Below are 17271 nucleotides of genomic sequence, written 5' to 3'. Positions count from 1 at the left end.
GGCCCCCGGCATCGGAGCCCACGGACGCGGTGTTCACAGAGCGTGGGCAAGTTAATTGGCTCAACCACGTACTGCGGCACCGTGTCCGGAGGGGCACGGCGGGGGACCTAGGATGAACGGCCATGCGTCTCGTCATCGCTCGTTGCTCCGTGGACTACGTCGGGCGCCTCACCGCGCACCTGCCCTCCGCCCCACGGCTGGTCCTCGTCAAGGCGGACGGGTCGGTCTCGGTCCACGCCGACGACCGGGCCTACAAGCCCCTGAACTGGATGTCCCCGCCCTGCACGCTGAAGGAGGCCGACGGCGAGGGCGAGGACGCCGCCGCGGTGTGGACCGTGGAGAACCGCAACGGCGAGCGGCTGATCCTCACGATGGAGGAGATACTCCACGACTCCACGCACGAGCTCGGCGTCGATCCCGGCCTGGTCAAGGACGGTGTGGAGGCCCATCTCCAGGAGCTGCTCGCCGACCGCATGGAGACCCTCGGCGAGGGCTGGAGCCTGATCCGCCGCGAGTACCCGACGGCCATCGGTCCGGTGGACATCCTCGGACGCGACGCGGACGGCGTGACCGTCGCCGTCGAGATCAAGCGGCGCGGCGAGATCGACGGCGTCGAACAGCTCACCCGCTACCTGGAGTTGCTCAACCGGGACCCGATCCTCGCCCCGGTCCAGGGGGTTTTCGCGGCCCAGGAGATCAAGCCCCAGGCCCGCACCCTCGCGACGGACCGCGGCATCCGCTGCGTCACCCTCGACTACGAGGCGCTGCGCGGCACGGACGACGACAAGCTGCGGCTCTTCTGAGGCCGGCCGCCCGCGGCCCACTGCTCAGGGGGTGACCTCCGCCGAGGGTGACTCGGACGGGGCGGGCTCCGTCATGGTCGACGAGCCGTCGGGCCGCGACGGCTCGGGCTCGGTCTCCGTCGGCGAGGGGTCCGGCTCCTCGTCCGTGGGGGACGGGTCGGGCTCCTCGTCCGTGGGGGACGGGTCGGGCTCCTCGTCGGTGGGGGACGGGTCGGGCTCCTCGGGTCTCGTCGGACGGGCGGGGCTCGTCGTCACCTCACCGGTGGCCGTCTCGGTCGGCGCGTCCGACTCGCCGGGGTCGGGAGAGGTGGGCGTGTCCGGGTACGGGGTGGTGGCCTCGGAGGTCTCCGACAGGGACGGCGACGTCGGGCTCGGCGAGGTCTCGTCCGTGGGCCGGGACGTCGGTCCGGTCGGCTCGGCCGGCGTGGTGGCCTCCGGGTCGACGACGAAGTCCGGCTCGGTGGCGGCGGGCAGCGGCTGGTCGTCGCTGACCGGGGTGTCCTCGTCGTGCGAGGTCAGCGCGAACGCGACGACCGCTCCGACGGCGGCGACGAGCGCGGCTCCGCCCGCCGCGACGTACCCGCCGCGGCGCCGTGGGCGCGCGTGGCGCGGGCTCGGGGCGGAGTTGGCTCTCCACCCGGGCGCCAGGTCGACGGTGCCGACGCTGGACGCCGCGTCGTCCTCCCCGACTCCCCCGTACTCCCCGTCGGTGCCGTCCCTGCCGTCCACGTCGTCCCTGCCGTCGACGGCGTCGAGGTAGGCCGTGCCGACGGCGTCGACGGGCTCGATGGCCTGGGTGAGGTCCTCCGACCCGACGGGCACGGGCACCGGGACGAGCTCCGGGCCGGCGAGCGCCGGCGGAACGGCGTGCGGCAGGGCGCGGGTGGGGTCGTCGTCCGCCGCGCTCCGCGCCACCGCCGAGGAGGCGGCCGGCGGCAGGGCGGGAAGCCCGGTGGTGGGCTCCTCCCGGTGGGCGGCGCCCTCCGGGCCCACGGCCGGGGTCGGCCCGACGGGCGGCGCCGGGGACGGCGCCGCGGCCCCGGGCGGGAGGCTCAGACGGGCGCTCCGCTCGCTCGGCGGCAGCGCGCGGGGGGCGTTGAGGTCCCGCGCCAACGCCAGCGCGCGACGGCCCGCCGTCGCGCCGGCCGCGTCGGATATGACGCTGCGCAGCGTCGTCGACGCCTCCAGCTCCGCCAGCGCCCGGTCCAGGCGGCCCTGACAGATGGACAGGACGCCCAGCTCGTGGTGGAAGTACGCCTGCGCCGCGAGGTCCCCCGCGGCGCGCGCGGCCTCCCCGCCGCCACGCACCATCCGCTCCCAGGCGCTCCACCGCGCGCCCGTCACCAGCCGCGGCGCGGCGGCCCTGGCGAGCGCGACGGCCGCGGCGGCGTGGTCGGCGCGGCGGACCGCCTGAAGAGCGGCCAGCAGGACCTCGGCCTCGGCCTCCACGCGCCAGGCCGCCGTGGCCGACGACCCGGCCCACCGGGCGAAGTGCCGCGCGGCGGTCAGCGCGCGGCCCGTGGCGCCGTCGGCGAGGCCGGCGCCGGCCAACGCGGCGCTGGTCGCCGGTGCGACGCGGTGCCGGGAGCCGACGGCCGTGACCAGGCCGCTGCCGACGAGCTCGGCGTGGCCGTGGACGGCTCCCGGGTGTCCGGTGAGCTCGACCAGGTGGGCCGCGTCGGGCAGCTCGCCACCGAGCGCCAGCGCGAACCGCAGCGCCTCCCTGGCCTCCTCCGGCAGCCGCCGCAGGAGCTCGGCGGTGAGGCCGCCGCCCCGCTGGCCGCCGCCCGGCGGGGCCTGTCCGCCGTGCCGCAGCAGCGCGCCGGCCTGGGTGAAGCAGAGCGGCAGCCCCTCCGTCGCGAGCCAGAGGTCGGCCGCCCAGTCGGCCTCGGCGTCGCTCGGCGGGCGACCGGCGGTGATCTCCAGGATCTCCAGGCAGGCGGTGCGGCTCAGCCCGGCGAGCGCGACCTCCTCCACGCGGGAGGTGACGGCGGGCCCTGGCACCTCCGGGGAGGGCGAGAGGAGGAACGCGCACTCGGGCGTGGCGTCGAGCACGTCGTCGAGGGCGGACCCGCCGAACTCCAGGTCGTCGACGACCACGACGGCGCCGATCTCCCGCAGCGCGGCGGCCAGCTCCTCCCGGCCGGGACGATGTCCCCCGGCGTCGGGGCGGGCGACGCGGTACAGCTCGTGAAGCAGGTCGTCGGGGGTGCGGCGGTGACCGCTGAGGCGTATCACCCCGTCGGGCGCGAGGCCGGCCGCGTCCTGGGCGACGGCCGACAGCAGCGCGCTGCGGCCGACGCCCGGCGGGCCGAGGAGGCGCACCGAGCGGCCACGCGACAGCAGCCGGCGCAGGCGCTGACGGTCCTCGTGGCGCTCCAGCAGCAGGGAGCCGCCCATGTCCGGGCGGCCGATCCTGCGCTCCACGCCGCCGCCCTCGCCCTCGGCCGCGCGCCGGGTGGGGCGCGGCGGGGGGCGACGGCCGGGCGGGCAGGGCTCGATGGTGCAGCCCTCCGCCGGATCGACCGTCACGAGGAAGTCCCCGACGACGAGCTCGGCCGACGCGGCCTGCTCGTCCCGCGGTACGGGGTGGTGGCGATCCATCGTCTACGCCCCTTGGCGGTCCCTGTGGAAGCACGGAGCGGCGCGCGCCGGGTGCTCGGTCGCGGGCCGCTTGAACATACGTGCGTACGCTACCGCCCGTGCCATGCGGGAAACCAGGGGCTACCCGGGACTATCCGGAACCCGTGGGACGACTCACGGGACTACGGGGCGATCGGGACCACGCGCACCACCCGTCACCCGCCCGCGCCCGGCGCCCGGCAGGCGTCCCGGCCCCGCGAGGACCGGGAGAGCAGCGGTCGGGACAGCGTCAGGAGGCGATGGTCAGCACGCGGTGCAGGCGGGTGGCGACGAGCACCCGGTGCATGCGGGGCGGCACGTCGCGCAGCACCAGCCGCCGCCCGCAGTGCCCGGCCCTGCGGTGCGCGGCCATGATGACGCCGAGTCCCGCGGCGTCCCACGCGTCCAGCCCTCTGAGATCGAGCACGAGGTCCCCCTCCCCCGCGTCCACGGCGCGTTGCAGCGCCTGCCGCGCGTCGGCCGCGCTGCGGACGTCGAGACACCCTCCGACGACGACGAGTTCCTCGTGGTCGCCCGTGATCTGCATGTGGTGCGCTCCCCTTCGGTGACGTGGTCGGGCTCGGGATCGGGAGACGGGGCGGCTGGGAGCCGAGGCTGGCGGGGCCGGGTTTGCTGGAGACGGGGCGGCTGGAGACGGGGCGGCTGGCGGTGAAGGAGGCGAAGGAAGTGAAGGGGACACGGCGGGCGGTGAGGTGAGGGGGTGAGGGGACACGGCTCGTGAGGGTTGATACGCATGACGGTCACGGAAGCGGTCTGGTTGTCGACCGTGCCCGAACCGATACCAAGATCACCCGTGTGGGTGACCCGTGTGGGGGGGTGCGGTGTGGGGGTGCGGTGTGAGGGTTGTTCAGCGTTCTTCGTACGAGTAGAAGCCACGGCCGCTCTTACGGCCGAGTTCCCCGGCGTCCACCATCCGACGCATCAGCTCCGGGGGCGCGAACTTCTCGTCCCTGCACTCGGCGTAGATGTTCTCCGTCGCGTGCATCAGCACGTCCACGCCCGTGAGGTCGGCCGTGGCCAGGGGACCCATGGCGTGGCCGAATCCCAGGCGGCAGGCGGCGTCGATGTCCTCGGCGCTGGCCACCCCCGACTCGTGGAGCCGCACCGCCTCGTTCACCAGCGCCGTGATCAGGCGGGTGGTGACGAAGCCGGCGACGTCGCGGTTGACCACCACGCAGGTCTTGCCCGTGGACTCCGCGAACTCCCGCGCGGTGGCGAGGGCCTCGTCACTCGTCCGCAGGCCGCGGACCAGTTCGCACAGCGGCATCATCGGCACCGGGGAGAAGAAGTGCGTGCCCACCACCCGCTCGGGCCGCTCGGTGGCCGCGGCGATCGAGGTGATGGGGAGGGCGGAGGTGTTGGTGGCCAGCACCGCGTCGTCACGAACGATGCCGTCGAGGGCGGCGAACAGCTCCCGCTTGACCTCCAGTCGCTCGAAGACGGCCTCGACGACGAGGTCGGCGTCGCCGGCCGCCTCCAGCTCCGTGGTCGTGGCGATCCGCCCCATGGCCGCCTCGGCGTCCGCCTCCGCGAGCGTCCCCTTGGCGACGAACCTGCCCAGGGACGCGCCGATCGCGTCCCGCCCCCGCGACAGCGCCGCGTCGGTGATGTCCCGCACCACCACGTCCCACCCCGCGACGGCGGCCACCTGGGCGATGCCCGACCCCATGAGTCCGGCACCGATGACCGCGAGCTTCCTGGCCACGCGTGATCTCCCTTGATCCGACGAACCGAGCCGAAATGATCCGAGCCGAAAAACTTCCGGGCGCGCCACCGTAGTGCATGCGACCCGCCGGTGGTGGACAACGAGACCAGCGTCACGCGATCACGCGTCCGCGCCGGGCGATACGCTCGAATCATGGTCAACCTGACCCGCATCTATACCCGTACCGGCGACGACGGCACCACGGCGCTCGGTGACTTCAGTCGCACCGCCAAGACGGACCCGCGCATCGCGGCCTACGCCGACGCCAACGAGGCCAACGCCGTCATCGGCACGGCCCTCGCCCTCGGCGAGCTCCCCGAGGAGATCAGAACGGTCCTCGTCCGGGTCCAGAACGACCTCTTCGACGTCGGCGCCGACCTGTGCACCCCGGTCGTGGCGAACCCCGAGGTCCCGCCGCTCCGCGTCGAGCAGGGCTACGTCGACCGGCTGGAGGCGGAGTGCGACCGCTTCCTCGCGGAGCTGGAGAAGCTGCGCAGCTTCATCCTCCCGGGGGGCACGCCGGGCGCGGCCCTGCTGCACCAGGCGTGCACGGTCGTCAGGCGGGCGGAGCGCTCCACGTGGGCCGCGATCGAGGCCCACGGCGAGACGATGAACCCCCTGGCGGCGACGTACCTGAACCGCCTCTCCGACCTGCTGTTCGTCCTCGCCCGCGCCGCCAACAAGGACGCCGGCGGCGACGTGCTGTGGGTCCCGGGCGAGAACCGCTAGCGCGCCGGGCCGGCGCCACGCCGGCCCCTCACCCCCGTCGGCCCCTCACGCGGCGGTTCCGTGCTCCCCGGCGCGCTCCCGTGCCGCGACCTCACGGTCACCGGCGGGCGGCTTCTTGCGCCAGATCGTGTACGACAGCGCCACGAGCGCGTGGATCCCGACGATCCGCAGCGCCGTGAACTCGGCGGCGCGCAGCGGCTCCACGCGGTCGGGGTCGCCCGGCTCCTCGGCGACCAGGAACAGACCCTCCAGCACCGCGAGCGAGATCACCACCGCCACGAGCGTCAGCACCCAGACCCGCCACTCCTGCCGGGCGCGGTCCCAGCCGTACCGCTTCGGGGTGGCCGGCTTCGGGCCGCCCCCGAGGCGGTGCGCCGCGTGCCGGTCGGCCCAGGCGATGACGGAGTGTCCGTAGGCGACGGTGAACCCCAGGTACAGCGCCGCCATGCCGTGTGCCCACGTCGGCTCGGCGCCGCGCTCGATGTCCACGGCCGTCGCCGTCAGCAGCAGCAGGTCGATCAGCGGCACGCACAGCAGCAGCACGGTGCTGGTGCGCCGCAGCCGCAGCACGTAGCGGGCGCCGAGCCCGGTGCCCAGCACGACCCAGAAGGCGACCTCGGCGGCGATGATGAGGGAGACGATCACGCCACCCAGTGTCGGCGCCCGCGCCCGTCCCTCTCATCGTCGGGGACGGTGATTCCCCGGCCGGCCGGCTGCATCCTTCGATGTACCCGCCGCTACGCCGAACGAGGGTGCCGTGAGTGCCCCTGACGTGCTGGGATGGAGGGTATGCAGCTCCCGCGCCGCCCCGCCCGCCCCCACCGCGACGACGTGGTGATCGCGCTGGCCGGGCTGCTCGGCGGCCTGGTGGGCATCGTCTTCGAGCTGCACGTCCTGCGGCCGGACGTCGCCCCGAGCCCCTGGATGCTGGGGGGCCTGCTGCTGATGTGCGGGGCGGAGCTGCTGCGCCGCAGCGCACAGCCCTGGGTGCTGGCGCCGGGGCTGCTCGCCCTCGTCCTCGACGGCCTGACGGGCGGGCTGCTCGCCGTGGTCATCATGTTCACCGACCTGGTCTACGCCGCCGTGCTCTACGGCCGCCCCCGCGCCGCGCGGGCGGTGCTGCGCGGCAGCGTGCTCCTCACCGTGGCGGGCACGGTCGCCGCCGTCGCCTGGCTGCGGCAGCCGGAGGCGCTGCTGTTCGGCGTGCTCCTGGCCGGCGGCCTCGCGGCGCCGGCGTGGACCGCGCTGATCATCCGCGACCACCGCGACGAGGCGGCGGCCGAACGGCTCCGCGCCGAGCAGACGGCGCTGCTGGCCGAGATGGACCGGGTCCAGGCGGTGACCGCGGAGCGCTCCCGCATGGCCCGCGAGCTGCACGACCTGGTGGCCAACCACCTCTCCGCGATCGCCATCCACGCCACCGCCGCGCTCTCCCTCGACGACCTCGACCAGCACGGCAGAGCCCACACGGCGCTGACGGTGATCCGCGAGAACAGCACGCAGGGCCTGGCCGAGATGCGCCAGCTCATCGGCCTGCTGCGCCGCACGGCGACGCCGGACGGCGGAAGCGGCGAGACCGGAGAGCGTGCCGGACCCGAGGCCGTGCCGAGCCTGGACGGCGTCGACGCGCTGGTGGAGCGGGCCGCGCGCGGCGGCACCTCCGCCCAGCTGCGCTTCACCCACCACGACGCGCGCGCGGGCCGGCCCCGGCCGCCCGCCCCCGTGGAGCTCGCGGCGTACCGCATCGTGCAGGAGTCCCTGACCAACGCGGTCAAGCACGCCGCGCCCGGCGAGGTCTCCGTCGTCGTGACGCAGGACGCGCGGACGCTCACCGTGGACGTGACGAGCCCCTACGACGGCGCGCGGCCCGCCTCCGCCCGCGCCCCCGGGTCGGGCGCGGGGCTGACCGGGATGCGGGAGCGGGTGGCGCTGCTCGGCGGCTCGTTCGTCGCGGGCCGCGTCGCCGGCCACGCGCCACCGCCGGAGGACGGCGACGGCTGCCGGGGGAACGGGGCCACCGTGTGGCGGGTGCGGGCCGAGCTGCCGCTCGGCGACGCCGCCGCGGCGGCCCACCGACAGGCCGGGGAGGCGACGTGACGGAGACGGAACGGGTTCGGGTGCTGGTCGCCGAGGACCAGGCGGCGGTCCGCCAGGGGCTGGTCCTCATCCTCGGCACCGCGCCGGACGTCGAGGTGGTCGGCGAGGCGGCCGACGGCGAGGAGGTGGTGCGGCTCGCCCGGGCGCTCCGACCCGACCTGGTGCTCATGGACGTGCAGATGCCGCGCCTCGACGGCATCTCGGCCACCCGGATCGTCGTGGACGAGGGCCTGGCCGACGTGCTGGTGCTGACCACCTTCGACTTCGACGACTACGTCTTCGGCGCGCTGCGCGCCGGCGCCGCCGGCTTCCTGCTCAAGGACAGCGACGCCGCCACCCTGCTGTCGGCGGTCCGCACGGTGGCGGCGGGCGAGGGGCTGATCGCGCCCGCCGTGACGCGGCGGCTGATCGCCGAGTTCGCCCGCAGGCCGCCGGCGGGGCGGGGGCCCGCCGAGCGGACGCCGACCGCCGACCCCGAACGGCTCGCCGCGCTGACGCAGCGGGAGCGGGAGGTGCTGGTCCAGCTCGGCGCGGGGCTGTCCAACGCGGAGGTCGCGCAGCGGCTCGGCATGGCGGAGGCCACGGTGAAGACGCACGTCAGCCGGGTCCTGCACAAGCTCCGGCTGCGCAGCCGGGTGCAGGCGGCCGTCCTGGCCCAGGAGCTGCGCCTCGACGACGCCTGAGGCCGGCTCTGCGCGCAGCCCCGCCGTGTCCGGCCACGGCGTCGGGACGGGCCCCGTCACAGACGGTGCCCCCAGGCCACCGAGGGGCCTACGGACACCCGAGGGCCAGCTCGGCTGACGCTGGCGTCACCCCGGCCGACGGGTGCCCGGCGGGCCCGACGGGCCGAGGGCTGGAGGCGGGGGAGGTGGCCGGTCTCGCGCCCGGTCCCGAGGATCGGAGAGGAGGGTGAGCCGTCAGTTCAGGCGACGTTGACGCGCTGGCCCGGCGGGGCGGCCTCCAGCCAGGCGAGGAATCCGGTGAGGGCGTCCTCGCTCATCGCCAGCTCCACGTCCAGGCCGTCGTGGCGGCAGTTGAGAACCAGGGCGCCGGGGAGCAGTGCCAGCTCCTCGTCGCCCTGGGGGTGTCGACGCTCCCTGACCTGGATGTCGTCGCGCCGCAGCGTCTGCCGGGGGCGGGGAGCGTAGGAGAAGACGCGGAACCACTCCACGTTGTCGCCGTTGTACCGGGCCACGCCGTAGAGCCAGCCCTTGCCCGGCGACTGGCCGGGCCGTGGGGCGGTGAAGCGGGCGCTGCAGTCGAAGGTGCCACCGGAGCGCTGGATCACGCGGCGCCGCACGCCGAAGGCGAGCAGGCCCACCAGCGCGAGCAGCACCACGGAGCCGGTCACCAGCAAGGCGAGGACCATCTCGACCGACCTCCTCGCCTCGTGGTGTGTGTCCCGGTGTGCTCCGGTCGCTTCCGTCTGCCTACTGACGACTGTCCGCTGCGGACAGTGACGTCAGCGGGCCGCCGCCGCGGCGCGCAGCCGCACCGACGCGCGACGCTCGGCCGACGCGTCCGCGTCCGACTTCGCCTGCTCCAGGGCTCGCTCCGCCCGCTCGACGTCGATCTCGTCGGCCAGCTCGGCGATCTCCGCGAGCAGCGACAGCTTACCCTCCGTGTACGAGACGAAGCCGCCGTGTACCGCTGCCACCACGGTACCGTCCGCCCCGCCGTCCTCACCGACCGTGCGGATCGTCACCGGGCCCGACTGCAGCACGCTGAGGATCGGCTGGTGGCCGGGCATGATGCCGATGTCACCGGCGGCGGTGCGCGCCAGCACCAGGCTGGCCCGGCCGGTCCAGACCCGGCGGTCGGCCGCGACCAACTCGACGTTCAGCTCAGCCACGATGGCTCCTTACCGTCTCGTCTCTCGTCATCGAAGAATAGTTCCCGGGTGCGCGGGGCCGGGACGGGGGTCGGAGTGGACACCCGTCCCGGCCCCGCGGCCCGCGCGCCGCGCGTCAGGAGACGCCCAGCTGCTTGGCCTTGGCCTTCAGGTCGTCCAGGCCACCGCACATGAAGAACGCCTGCTCGGGGAAGTGGTCGAAGTCACCGTCCGCGATCGCGTTGAACGCGGCGATCGACTCGTCCAGCGGCACGTCGGAGCCGTCCAGGCCGGTGAACTGCTTCGCCGCGTGGGTGTTCTGCGACAGGAAGCGCTCGATACGGCGCGCCCGGCTGACGGTGAGCTTGTCCTCCTCGCTCAGCTCGTCGATACCGAGGATGGCGATGATGTCCTGGAGGTCCTTGTACTTCTGGAGGATCCCCTTGACCCGCGAGGCGCAGTCGTAGTGGTCCCGCGAGATGTACCGCGGGTCGAGGATCCGGGAGGTGGAGTCCAGCGGGTCCACCGCCGGGTAGATGCCCTTCTCGGAGATCGGCCGGGAGAGCACCGTGGTGGCGTCGAGGTGGGCGAAGGTGGTGGCCGGGGCGGGGTCGGTCAGGTCGTCCGCCGGCACGTAGATCGCCTGCATCGAGGTGATGGAGTGACCACGGGTCGAGGTGATGCGCTCCTGGAGGAGGCCCATCTCGTCCGCGAGGTTCGGCTGGTATCCCACGGCCGAGGGCATGCGGCCCAGCAGCGTGGAGACCTCGGAGCCGGCCTGGGTGAAGCGGAAGATGTTGTCGATGAAGAACAGCACGTCCTGCTTCTGGACGTCGCGGAAGTACTCCGCCATCGTCAGACCGGCCAGGGCGACGCGCAGGCGGGTGCCCGGCGGCTCGTCCATCTGGCCGAAGACCAGCGCGGTCTGCGGGAGGACGCCGGACTCCTCCATCTCCTGGATGAGGTCGTTGCCCTCACGGGTGCGCTCGCCGACGCCCGCGAAGACGGAGACGCCCTCGTGCAGCTTGGCGACGCGCATGATCATTTCCTGGATCAGCACCGTCTTGCCGACGCCGGCGCCGCCGAACAGGCCGATCTTGCCACCCTTGACGTACGGGGTGAGCAGGTCGATGACCTTCAGGCCGGTCTCGAACATCTCGGTCTTCGACTCGAGCTGGTCGAACGCGGGGGCCGTGCGGTGGATGTCCCAGCGCTCGGTGACCTCCGACTCGGCCTCGGGCTCGTTCAGGATGTTGCCGAGCACGTTGAAGACGCGGCCCTTGGTGACGTCGCCGACCGGCACGGACACGCCGCGGCCGGTGTTGGTCACCGGGGCCTGGCGGACCAGGCCGTCGTTCGGGCCGAGGGCGATGGCGCGCACCAGGCCCTCGCCGAGGTGCTGGGCGACCTCGAGGGTGAGGGTCTTGGTGGTGCCGGCCTCGGCCGGGTCGGCGAGGTCGACGGTCAGGGCGTGGTAGATCTCGGGCATGGCGTCGACGGGGAACTCCACGTCGACGACGGGGCCGATGACGCGGGCGACACGGCCCGTGGCTGCGGCCTGGGTGGGGGCCGCCTCAGCAGCAGTAGTCATGGTTATCGCTCACTCCCGGCGGTGGCATCGGCCAGGGCGTTGGCGCCACCGACGATCTCGCTGATTTCCTGGGTGATGTCGGCCTGTCGGGCCTGGTTCGCAAGCCGCGTGAGCGACCTGATCAGATCCTCCGCGTTGTCCGTCGCCGACTTCATCGCCCTGCGGCGGGCGGCGTGCTCGGACGCGGCGGACTGGAGCAGTGCGTTGTAGATCCGGCTCTCCACGTAGCGCGGAAGCAGCGCGTCGAGGACCTGCTCGGGCGAGGGCTCGAACTCGTACAGCGGGCGCGCCTCGCCACCGCGCTCCAGCACCTCGGCGGACTCCTCGGCCGTCGAGGCCAGGTGCAACGGCAGCATCCGGCGCTCCACCGGGTTCTGCGTCATCATCGACACGAACTCGGTGTAGGCGATGTGCAGCTCGTCCACGCCGCCCTCGTCGGTGTCGCGCTCCATGGCCTCGATCAGCGGGGCCGCGACCGCCTTGGCGTCGGCGTACGTCGGACTGTCGGTGAAGCCGGTCCAGGTCTGGACGACGGGCCGCTCACGGAAGGCGTAGTACGCCACGCCCTTGCGGCCCACGATGTAGGTGTCGACCTGCTTGCCCTCGGCGACCAGCTCACCCGTGAGGTGCTCGCCGGCCTTGAGGGCGTTGGCGGAGTACGCGCCGGCCAGGCCACGGTCGCTGGTGATGATCAGCACCGCGGCCCGGCGGGCCGGGTCGGCCTCCGTGGTCAGCGGATGCTTGACCTCCGAGCCGTGCGCCACGGCGGTCACGGCGGCCGTGAGCGTGTCGGCGTACGGCGTGGAGGCGTCGACCTGCCGCTGCGCCTTGATGATCCGCGAGGCGGCGATCATCTCCATCGCCCGCGTGATCTTCTTGGTCGCGGTGACGGACTTGATCCGACGCTTGTAGACGCGAAGCTGTGCGCCCATGATCAGCCCTCGCCCAGCAGCTTGCCGTCCGAGGTCTCGAACTGCTGCTTGAACTTGTTGACGGCCGAGCCGAGGGCCTGGACGGTGTCGTCCGACATCTTCCCGCCCTCGCGGATCGCGGTCATCAGGTCCTTGTGCTCGCGGCCCAGGTAGTCCAGCAGCTCCCGCTCGAAGCGGCGGATGTCGCCGACCGGGATGTCGTCCATCAGGCCGGTGGTGCCGGCCCAGACGGAGGCCACGATGTTCTCGGTGGTGAAGGGGCTGTACTGCTCCTGCTTCAGCAGCTCCACCATGCGCTGGCCACGCGCCAGGGCCGCCTTGGAGGCGGCGTCCAGGTCGGAGCCGAAGGCGGCGAACGCCTCCAGCTCGCGGAACTGGGCCAGGTCCACGCGGAGCGAGCCCGTGATCTGCCGGACCGCCTTGTGCTGGGCGGCGCCACCCACGCGGGAGACGGACAGGCCGACGTTCAGCGCCGGGCGCTGGCCCGCGTTGAACAGGTCGGACTCCAGGAAGCACTGACCGTCGGTGATCGAGATGACGTTGGTCGGGATGTACGCCGAGACGTCGTTGGCCTTGGTCTCGATGATCGGCAGGCCGGTCATCGAGCCGGCACCCATGTCGTCGGAGAGCTTCGCGCAGCGCTCCAGCAGTCGGGAGTGCAGGTAGAAGACGTCGCCCGGGTACGCCTCGCGGCCCGGCGGGCGGCGCAGCAGCAGCGACACGGCGCGGTACGCCTCGGCCTGCTTCGACAGGTCGTCGAAGATGATCAGGACGTGCTTGCCGTCGTACATCCAGTGCTGGCCGATGGCCGAGCCGGTGTAGGGGGCGATGTACTTGAAGCCGGCCGGGTCGGAGGCCGGGGCCGCGACGATCGTGGTGTACTCCAGCGCGCCGGCCTCCTCCAGGGCGGCACGCACGGAGGCGATGGTCGAGCCCTTCTGGCCGATCGCCACGTACACGCAGCGGACCTGGCGGTTCGGGTCGCCGGAGCGCCAGTTGTCGCGCTGGTTGATGATCGTGTCGACGGCGAGGGCGGTCTTGCCCGTCTGCCGGTCGCCAATGATCAGCTGGCGCTGGCCACGGCCGATCGGGGTCATGGTGTCCACGGCCTTGTAGCCGGTCTCCAGCGGCTCGTGGACGGACTTGCGCTGCATGACCGTGGGCGCCTGGAGCTCCAGGGCGCGACGGCCGACGTTCTCGATCTCGCCGAGGCCGTCGATGGGGTTGCCCAGCGGGTCGACGGTGCGGCCGAGGTAGCCGTCGCCGACGCCGACGGAGAGCACCTCGCCGGTGCGCTTGACCGGCTGGCCCTCCTCGATGCCGCTGAACTCGCCGAGGACGACGACGCCGATCTCCCGCTCCTCGAGGTTGAGGGCGAGGCCGAGGGTGCCGTCCTCGAACTCCAGCAGCTCGTTCGCCATGGCCGAGGGCAGCCCCTCGACCTTCGCGATGCCGTCACCGGCAACGCTGACCGTCCCGACCTCTTCGCGCGAGGCCGCGTCCGGCGTGTACGACTGGACGAAATCCTCCAGCGCGTCCCGGATCTCATCCGGCCGGATCGTGAGCTCCGCCATCTGGGTTCCCTGCTCTCCTTGTTGGGACCGTAATGTCTGGGTACGGCCCCACGAGGGCCGCTGTCTGTTGTCTAGGGGCGGGTGTGGCCGCGACTCAGTCGAGCCGCCGGTTCACCTCTTCGAGGCGGCCGGCGAGGGTGCCTTCGATGACCTCGTCGCCGATCCGCACCGCGATCCCGCCGAGGACCGACGGGTCCACGTCGAGGTTCAGGCGGATCTCCCGGCCGTACAGCCTGGTCAGCGCGGCACCGAGGCGCCGCTGCTGCGCGTCGCTGAGCGGGACGGCCGTGGTCACCACCGCGACCGAACGGTCGCGCCGCTCCGCGGCCAGCCTGCTCAGGTCCTCCAGGCCACCTTCCAGGCTACGGCCCCGCGGACGTTCCACCAGCCTGACGACCAGGCGGACGGTGACCTCCTCGGCCCGGCCGCCCAGCAGGCGCCTGACCAGCTCGACCTTGGCCGTCGTCTGCGCGGCCTCGGCGTCGCGGCTGGCGAGGGTGGTCCGCAGCTCCGGGGAGGAGACCACGATCCGGCCGAAGCGGAACAGCTCGTCCTCGACCCGGTCGAGGACACCGGCCTGCTCCGCCGCGGTGAGGTCGGCGAGGTCCGCCAGCTCCTCGACCGCGTCCACGAGGTCGCGCGAGGCGGACCAGCGGGAGCGGACCATGCCGGAGACCAGGTCGACCGTCTCGCCGCCGACCTGGCCACCCAGGACGCGGCCCGCCAGCTCGGCCTTGGCCTCGCCCGGCTTGCTGGCGTCGGTCAGCACCCGGCGCAGCCCGGTCTCGCGGTCGAGCAGCCCGGTGACACCGGCCAGCTCGTCGGCGAGCGTGGTCGCGTTGACCGACGTGCTGTCGGTCAACACGCTGAGCCGCTGCCGGGCGGCGGCGCGCGCCTCCCGGCTGGCGATGCCGCCGGCGGTCATCGCGCCGCCTCGACGGCGTCGGCGCGGCCCTCGAGCTCCTCGAGGAACCGGTCGATGACGCGGGACTGCCGGGCGTGGTCCTCCAGGGCCTCGCCGACGAGACGGCCGGCGAGCTCGGTGGCGAGCCGGCCGATGTCGCGGCGCAGGGCCTCGGCGGCCTGCCGGCGCTCGGCCTCGATCTGGGTGTGCGCGGCGCTGACGATGTCCTCGCGCTGGCGCTGGCCCTCCTCGCGCATCTCCGCGATGAGGGCGGCGCCCTGTTCGCGCGCCTCCTCACGCAGCCGCGCGGCCTCGTGCCGGGCCTCGGCGAGCCGCTCCCGGTACTCCTCCAGCGTCTGCCGCGCCTCGGCCTGCGTGGCCTCGGCCTTCTCCATGCCGCCCTCGATGGCGGCACGCCGCTCGTCCAGCGCCTTGTTGATGCTGGGCAGGAGCTTCTTGTGGAAGACGAAGTAGATGATGCCGAGGCACAGCAGGCCGATGACGATCTCGGGCCACACCGGCAGCAGTGGGTTCTGCGGCTCTTCGGAAGCCGCCAGCTGGATCATGGTGGTCCTTTCGTCGGATTCGGTGAGGTGCTGGGGCGCGTCGTCAGTAGACGAACGGCGCGACGAAGCCGATCAGCGCGAGCGCCTCGGCGAGGGCGAAGCCGAGCAGCATGTTCTGCCGGATCAGGCCGGTCGCCTCGGGCTGCCGGGCCATGGCCTGCACGCCGTTACCGAAGATGTAGCCGATGCCGATGCCGGGGCCGATCGCGGCCAGACCGAAGCCGACGGCGCCGATGTTGCCTTCGAGGGCGGCGAGGGTCTCAAGCATGGTGGTGGGTTTCCTTATCTCGGTTGGCCGGTGGTGTTGAGGTTGGGCCACCGGTCGTCTGTCAGGTGCGGAGTGTGGTCTGTGTGCGGGCGGGTCAGTGCGGCTCTTCCAGCGCACCCGAGATGTAGGTGGCGGTCAGGACGACGAAGACGTAGGCCTGGAGCGCCTGCACGAACATCTCGAAGGCCGTGAGGACGAGCGTCATCGTCAGCGAGGTGATCGAGAAGAAGGTGCCGACCACCGAGCCGAGCATGTACCAGCCACCGATGAGGAAGACCAGGATGAGCACGTGCCCGGCGAACATGTTGCCGAAGAGTCGGACCGCCAGCGTGAAGGGGCGGATGAAGATGTTGGACACGAACTCGATCGGCGTCAGCAGCACGTAGATCGGCTTGGGCAGACCACTGGGGACGCAGAGGTTGCGCATGCCCCCGACGAAGCCGTGGCTCCGGAAGGTGATCGTCATGTACGTGACCCAGACGACCAGGGCGAGCGCGACGGGATACCCGATGATCGAGCTGGCGGGGATCTGTGCGAACGGCACCACGGCCCAGACGTTGAGCATCCAGACCAGGAAGAAGAGCGACACCAGCAGCGGTACGTACCGCTCGCCCTCCTTGCCCATCACCTCGCGGGCGATGCCACGGCGCACGAAGTCGTAGAGGACCTCACCGATCAGCTGGAGCTTGCCGGGAACGACCTTGGCGCGGCCGAAGGCCATCCAGAAGAAGGTCAGCACGGTGACGGTGCTCAGCAGCGCCAGCAGCATCGGCTTGTCGAAGTCGACCGGGCCGATGGAGAAGATCGGCTCGAACTCGAAGGACCACAGCGACGGCGCCGGGTAGCCGCAGTCATGGAGCAGATGACAGTCGGTCTCAAAGGCGAGCTGGTCGTTATGCACGATGAGCTCCCTCAGCGTGACGCATGAATACGGCAACCTCACGTGTCGGCGTGGCGGCACGGCACCACGGAGCGGCACTGGACAGGGTGAGTGGGAGCGGACCGGACGGCGCGGATGCGGGCACGACGCGCACGGGACCGGGGTGGGCGGCTCCCAGCGGGGGACGATAGCAGCCCGTGGCGACGGGCCAGGTCACCGCCCCCGGGGTTACGACTGCGGAGGTCCGGCTCATGGCCGGCCGTCCGGTGAGGCGCCCGACGCCGCCCCGGACTTCGCGGGCGCGGCGTCGGACACGGGCTCGACGTAGGGAGTCCTGGACCTGAAGGCGGCCCGGGTCTGCCCGACCAGCCAGGCGATGGCGCCCACCAGGACGCCGGCGCCGAAGGCACGCTCGTTGAGGAAGGTGGCGTCGCGCAGCAGGAGCAACAGGCCCATCAGGAGCCCGATCTGCGTCGTGTAGACGAGGAAGCCGACACCGAGGAACAGCTCCGGCCAGCGGCGGCCCGCGCGCACGAGCGCGACCTGGCCGAGGCCGAAGAAGGCGGTCGCCAGCACGGCGCCGATGGCGACGCCGACGGCGCCGTCCAGCCCGGCGGCCACCACGCCGAGGGCGACGGCGGGCACGAGGGCGACAGCGGCGAGGAGTGCGGCGCCACGAATGATGCGCACGTCGTTGGACTGCATCAGCGAGCTTCTCCGGCAGCTTGGGGGACGGACGGCGTTGGGC

The 17271-nt window shown here is 73.0% G+C and carries 18 protein-coding genes; 4 read left to right on the top strand and 14 right to left on the bottom strand.

Translation table 11 applies throughout. The annotated features are described in order from the left end of the window. Window positions 1–122: 122 nt before the first annotated feature. A complete protein-coding gene (gene nucS, locus ACTWP5_RS13980; protein ID WP_443221231.1) occupies window positions 123–803 on the top strand; it encodes an endonuclease NucS in 681 nt (226 codons plus the stop codon). A 24-nt stretch (window positions 804–827) separates the two neighbouring features. Here nucS and ACTWP5_RS13975 read toward each other — a convergent pair whose 3' ends face one another. From ACTWP5_RS13975 to ACTWP5_RS13965, 3 genes are all read right to left on the bottom strand, one after another. Next, the gene (locus tag ACTWP5_RS13975; RefSeq protein WP_443221230.1) at window positions 828–3407 is read right to left on the bottom strand and encodes an ATP-binding protein; all 2580 of its coding nucleotides are present in this window, start codon (window positions 3405–3407) and stop codon (window positions 828–830) included. Between the two features lie 268 nt (window positions 3408–3675). Next, a complete protein-coding gene (locus tag ACTWP5_RS13970) occupies window positions 3676–3972 on the bottom strand; it encodes an STAS domain-containing protein (RefSeq protein ID WP_443221229.1) in 297 nt (98 codons plus the stop codon). 321 nt (window positions 3973–4293) lie between these two features. Then, a complete protein-coding gene (locus ACTWP5_RS13965; protein ID WP_443221228.1) occupies window positions 4294–5151 on the bottom strand; it encodes a 3-hydroxyacyl-CoA dehydrogenase family protein in 858 nt (285 codons plus the stop codon). 153 nt (window positions 5152–5304) lie between these two features. On the opposite strand from ACTWP5_RS13965, the gene ACTWP5_RS13960 reads away from it, so the two are divergent. Next, on the top strand, window positions 5305–5880 hold the full coding sequence (locus ACTWP5_RS13960) for a cob(I)yrinic acid a,c-diamide adenosyltransferase (RefSeq protein ID WP_443221227.1): 576 nt from the start codon (window positions 5305–5307) through the stop codon (window positions 5878–5880). A 45-nt stretch (window positions 5881–5925) separates the two neighbouring features. Here ACTWP5_RS13960 and ACTWP5_RS13955 read toward each other — a convergent pair whose 3' ends face one another. Further along, a complete protein-coding gene (locus ACTWP5_RS13955) occupies window positions 5926–6525 on the bottom strand; it encodes a hypothetical protein (RefSeq protein WP_443221226.1) in 600 nt (199 codons plus the stop codon). 144 nt (window positions 6526–6669) lie between these two features. Here ACTWP5_RS13955 and ACTWP5_RS13950 point away from each other — a divergent pair, with 144 nt between their 5' ends. Continuing rightward, window positions 6670–7977 carry a sensor histidine kinase gene (locus ACTWP5_RS13950; RefSeq protein WP_443221225.1) on the top strand — a complete coding sequence of 436 codons (1308 nt, stop codon included), beginning with the start codon at window positions 6670–6672 and terminating at the stop codon, window positions 7975–7977. Next, window positions 7974–8660, top strand: a complete 687-nt coding sequence (locus ACTWP5_RS13945) for a response regulator (RefSeq protein ID WP_443221224.1) — start codon at window positions 7974–7976, stop codon at window positions 8658–8660. The genes ACTWP5_RS13950 and ACTWP5_RS13945 overlap by 4 nt, the downstream gene beginning before the upstream one ends. A 239-nt stretch (window positions 8661–8899) precedes the next feature. On the opposite strand, the gene ACTWP5_RS13940 is transcribed toward ACTWP5_RS13945, so the two are convergent. The 10 genes from ACTWP5_RS13940 to ACTWP5_RS13895 form a co-directional block, all read right to left on the bottom strand. Next, window positions 8900–9346, bottom strand: coding sequence for a DUF2550 domain-containing protein (locus ACTWP5_RS13940; RefSeq protein ID WP_443221223.1), 447 nt, complete (start codon window positions 9344–9346; stop codon window positions 8900–8902). 93 nt (window positions 9347–9439) lie between these two features. Then, window positions 9440–9829 carry a F0F1 ATP synthase subunit epsilon gene (locus ACTWP5_RS13935; protein ID WP_443221222.1) on the bottom strand — a complete coding sequence of 130 codons (390 nt, stop codon included), beginning with the start codon at window positions 9827–9829 and terminating at the stop codon, window positions 9440–9442. A 115-nt stretch (window positions 9830–9944) separates the two neighbouring features. After that, window positions 9945–11399, bottom strand: a complete 1455-nt coding sequence (atpD, locus tag ACTWP5_RS13930; protein ID WP_443221221.1) for a F0F1 ATP synthase subunit beta — start codon at window positions 11397–11399, stop codon at window positions 9945–9947. Between the two features lie 2 nt (window positions 11400–11401). Then, entirely contained in the window at window positions 11402–12331 is a 930-nt protein-coding gene (locus tag ACTWP5_RS13925; RefSeq protein WP_443221220.1) for a F0F1 ATP synthase subunit gamma, read from the bottom strand. A 2-nt stretch (window positions 12332–12333) separates the two neighbouring features. Continuing rightward, entirely contained in the window at window positions 12334–13905 is a 1572-nt protein-coding gene (gene atpA, locus ACTWP5_RS13920; RefSeq protein ID WP_443221219.1) for a F0F1 ATP synthase subunit alpha, read from the bottom strand. Window positions 13906–13999: 94 nt separating this feature from the next. Continuing rightward, entirely contained in the window at window positions 14000–14830 is an 831-nt protein-coding gene (locus ACTWP5_RS13915; RefSeq protein WP_443221218.1) for a F0F1 ATP synthase subunit delta, read from the bottom strand. After that, entirely contained in the window at window positions 14827–15375 is a 549-nt protein-coding gene (locus ACTWP5_RS13910) for a F0F1 ATP synthase subunit B (protein ID WP_443221217.1), read from the bottom strand. Before ACTWP5_RS13910 ends, ACTWP5_RS13915 begins: the two co-directional genes overlap by 4 nt. A gap of 43 nt (window positions 15376–15418) precedes the next feature. Then, the gene (atpE, locus tag ACTWP5_RS13905) at window positions 15419–15643 is read right to left on the bottom strand and encodes an ATP synthase F0 subunit C (protein WP_443221216.1); all 225 of its coding nucleotides are present in this window, start codon (window positions 15641–15643) and stop codon (window positions 15419–15421) included. 94 nt (window positions 15644–15737) lie between these two features. Further along, the gene (gene atpB, locus ACTWP5_RS13900; protein WP_443221215.1) at window positions 15738–16544 is read right to left on the bottom strand and encodes a F0F1 ATP synthase subunit A; all 807 of its coding nucleotides are present in this window, start codon (window positions 16542–16544) and stop codon (window positions 15738–15740) included. Between the two features lie 228 nt (window positions 16545–16772). Beyond that, on the bottom strand, window positions 16773–17228 hold the full coding sequence (locus tag ACTWP5_RS13895) for a hypothetical protein (protein WP_443221214.1): 456 nt from the start codon (window positions 17226–17228) through the stop codon (window positions 16773–16775). Between the last annotated feature and the right edge of the window lie 43 nt (window positions 17229–17271).

Source organism: Streptomyces sp. 4N509B, from assembly GCF_052245655.1.
GTDB lineage: Bacteria > Actinomycetota > Actinomycetes > Streptomycetales > Streptomycetaceae > Streptomyces.
Note: the sequence above shows the minus strand (reverse complement) of the source record. Positions and strands in the feature narration are given on the sequence as shown.

Excerpts from the sequence above, each read along its gene's own strand:
- ACTWP5_RS13895 (WP_443221214.1), bottom strand. The coding sequence starts at position 17,228 with ATGCAGTCCAACGACGTGCGCATCATTCGTGGCGCCGCACTCCTCGCC.
- ACTWP5_RS13910 (WP_443221217.1), bottom strand. The coding sequence starts at position 15,375 with ATGATCCAGCTGGCGGCTTCCGAAGAGCCGCAGAACCCACTGCTGCCG.
- atpE (WP_443221216.1), bottom strand. The coding sequence starts at position 15,643 with ATGCTTGAGACCCTCGCCGCCCTCGAAGGCAACATCGGCGCCGTCGGC.
- atpD (WP_443221221.1), bottom strand. The coding sequence starts at position 11,399 with ATGACTACTGCTGCTGAGGCGGCCCCCACCCAGGCCGCAGCCACGGGC.
- ACTWP5_RS13970 (WP_443221229.1), bottom strand. The coding sequence starts at position 3,972 with ATGCAGATCACGGGCGACCACGAGGAACTCGTCGTCGTCGGAGGGTGT.
- ACTWP5_RS13925 (WP_443221220.1), bottom strand. The coding sequence starts at position 12,331 with ATGGGCGCACAGCTTCGCGTCTACAAGCGTCGGATCAAGTCCGTCACC.
- ACTWP5_RS13950 (WP_443221225.1), top strand. The coding sequence starts at position 6,670 with ATGCAGCTCCCGCGCCGCCCCGCCCGCCCCCACCGCGACGACGTGGTG.
- ACTWP5_RS13915 (WP_443221218.1), bottom strand. The coding sequence starts at position 14,830 with ATGACCGCCGGCGGCATCGCCAGCCGGGAGGCGCGCGCCGCCGCCCGG.
- ACTWP5_RS13960 (WP_443221227.1), top strand. The coding sequence starts at position 5,305 with ATGGTCAACCTGACCCGCATCTATACCCGTACCGGCGACGACGGCACC.
- atpA (WP_443221219.1), bottom strand. The coding sequence starts at position 13,905 with ATGGCGGAGCTCACGATCCGGCCGGATGAGATCCGGGACGCGCTGGAG.
- nucS (WP_443221231.1), top strand. The coding sequence starts at position 123 with ATGCGTCTCGTCATCGCTCGTTGCTCCGTGGACTACGTCGGGCGCCTC.
- ACTWP5_RS13940 (WP_443221223.1), bottom strand. The coding sequence starts at position 9,346 with ATGGTCCTCGCCTTGCTGGTGACCGGCTCCGTGGTGCTGCTCGCGCTG.
- ACTWP5_RS13975 (WP_443221230.1), bottom strand. The coding sequence starts at position 3,407 with ATGGATCGCCACCACCCCGTACCGCGGGACGAGCAGGCCGCGTCGGCC.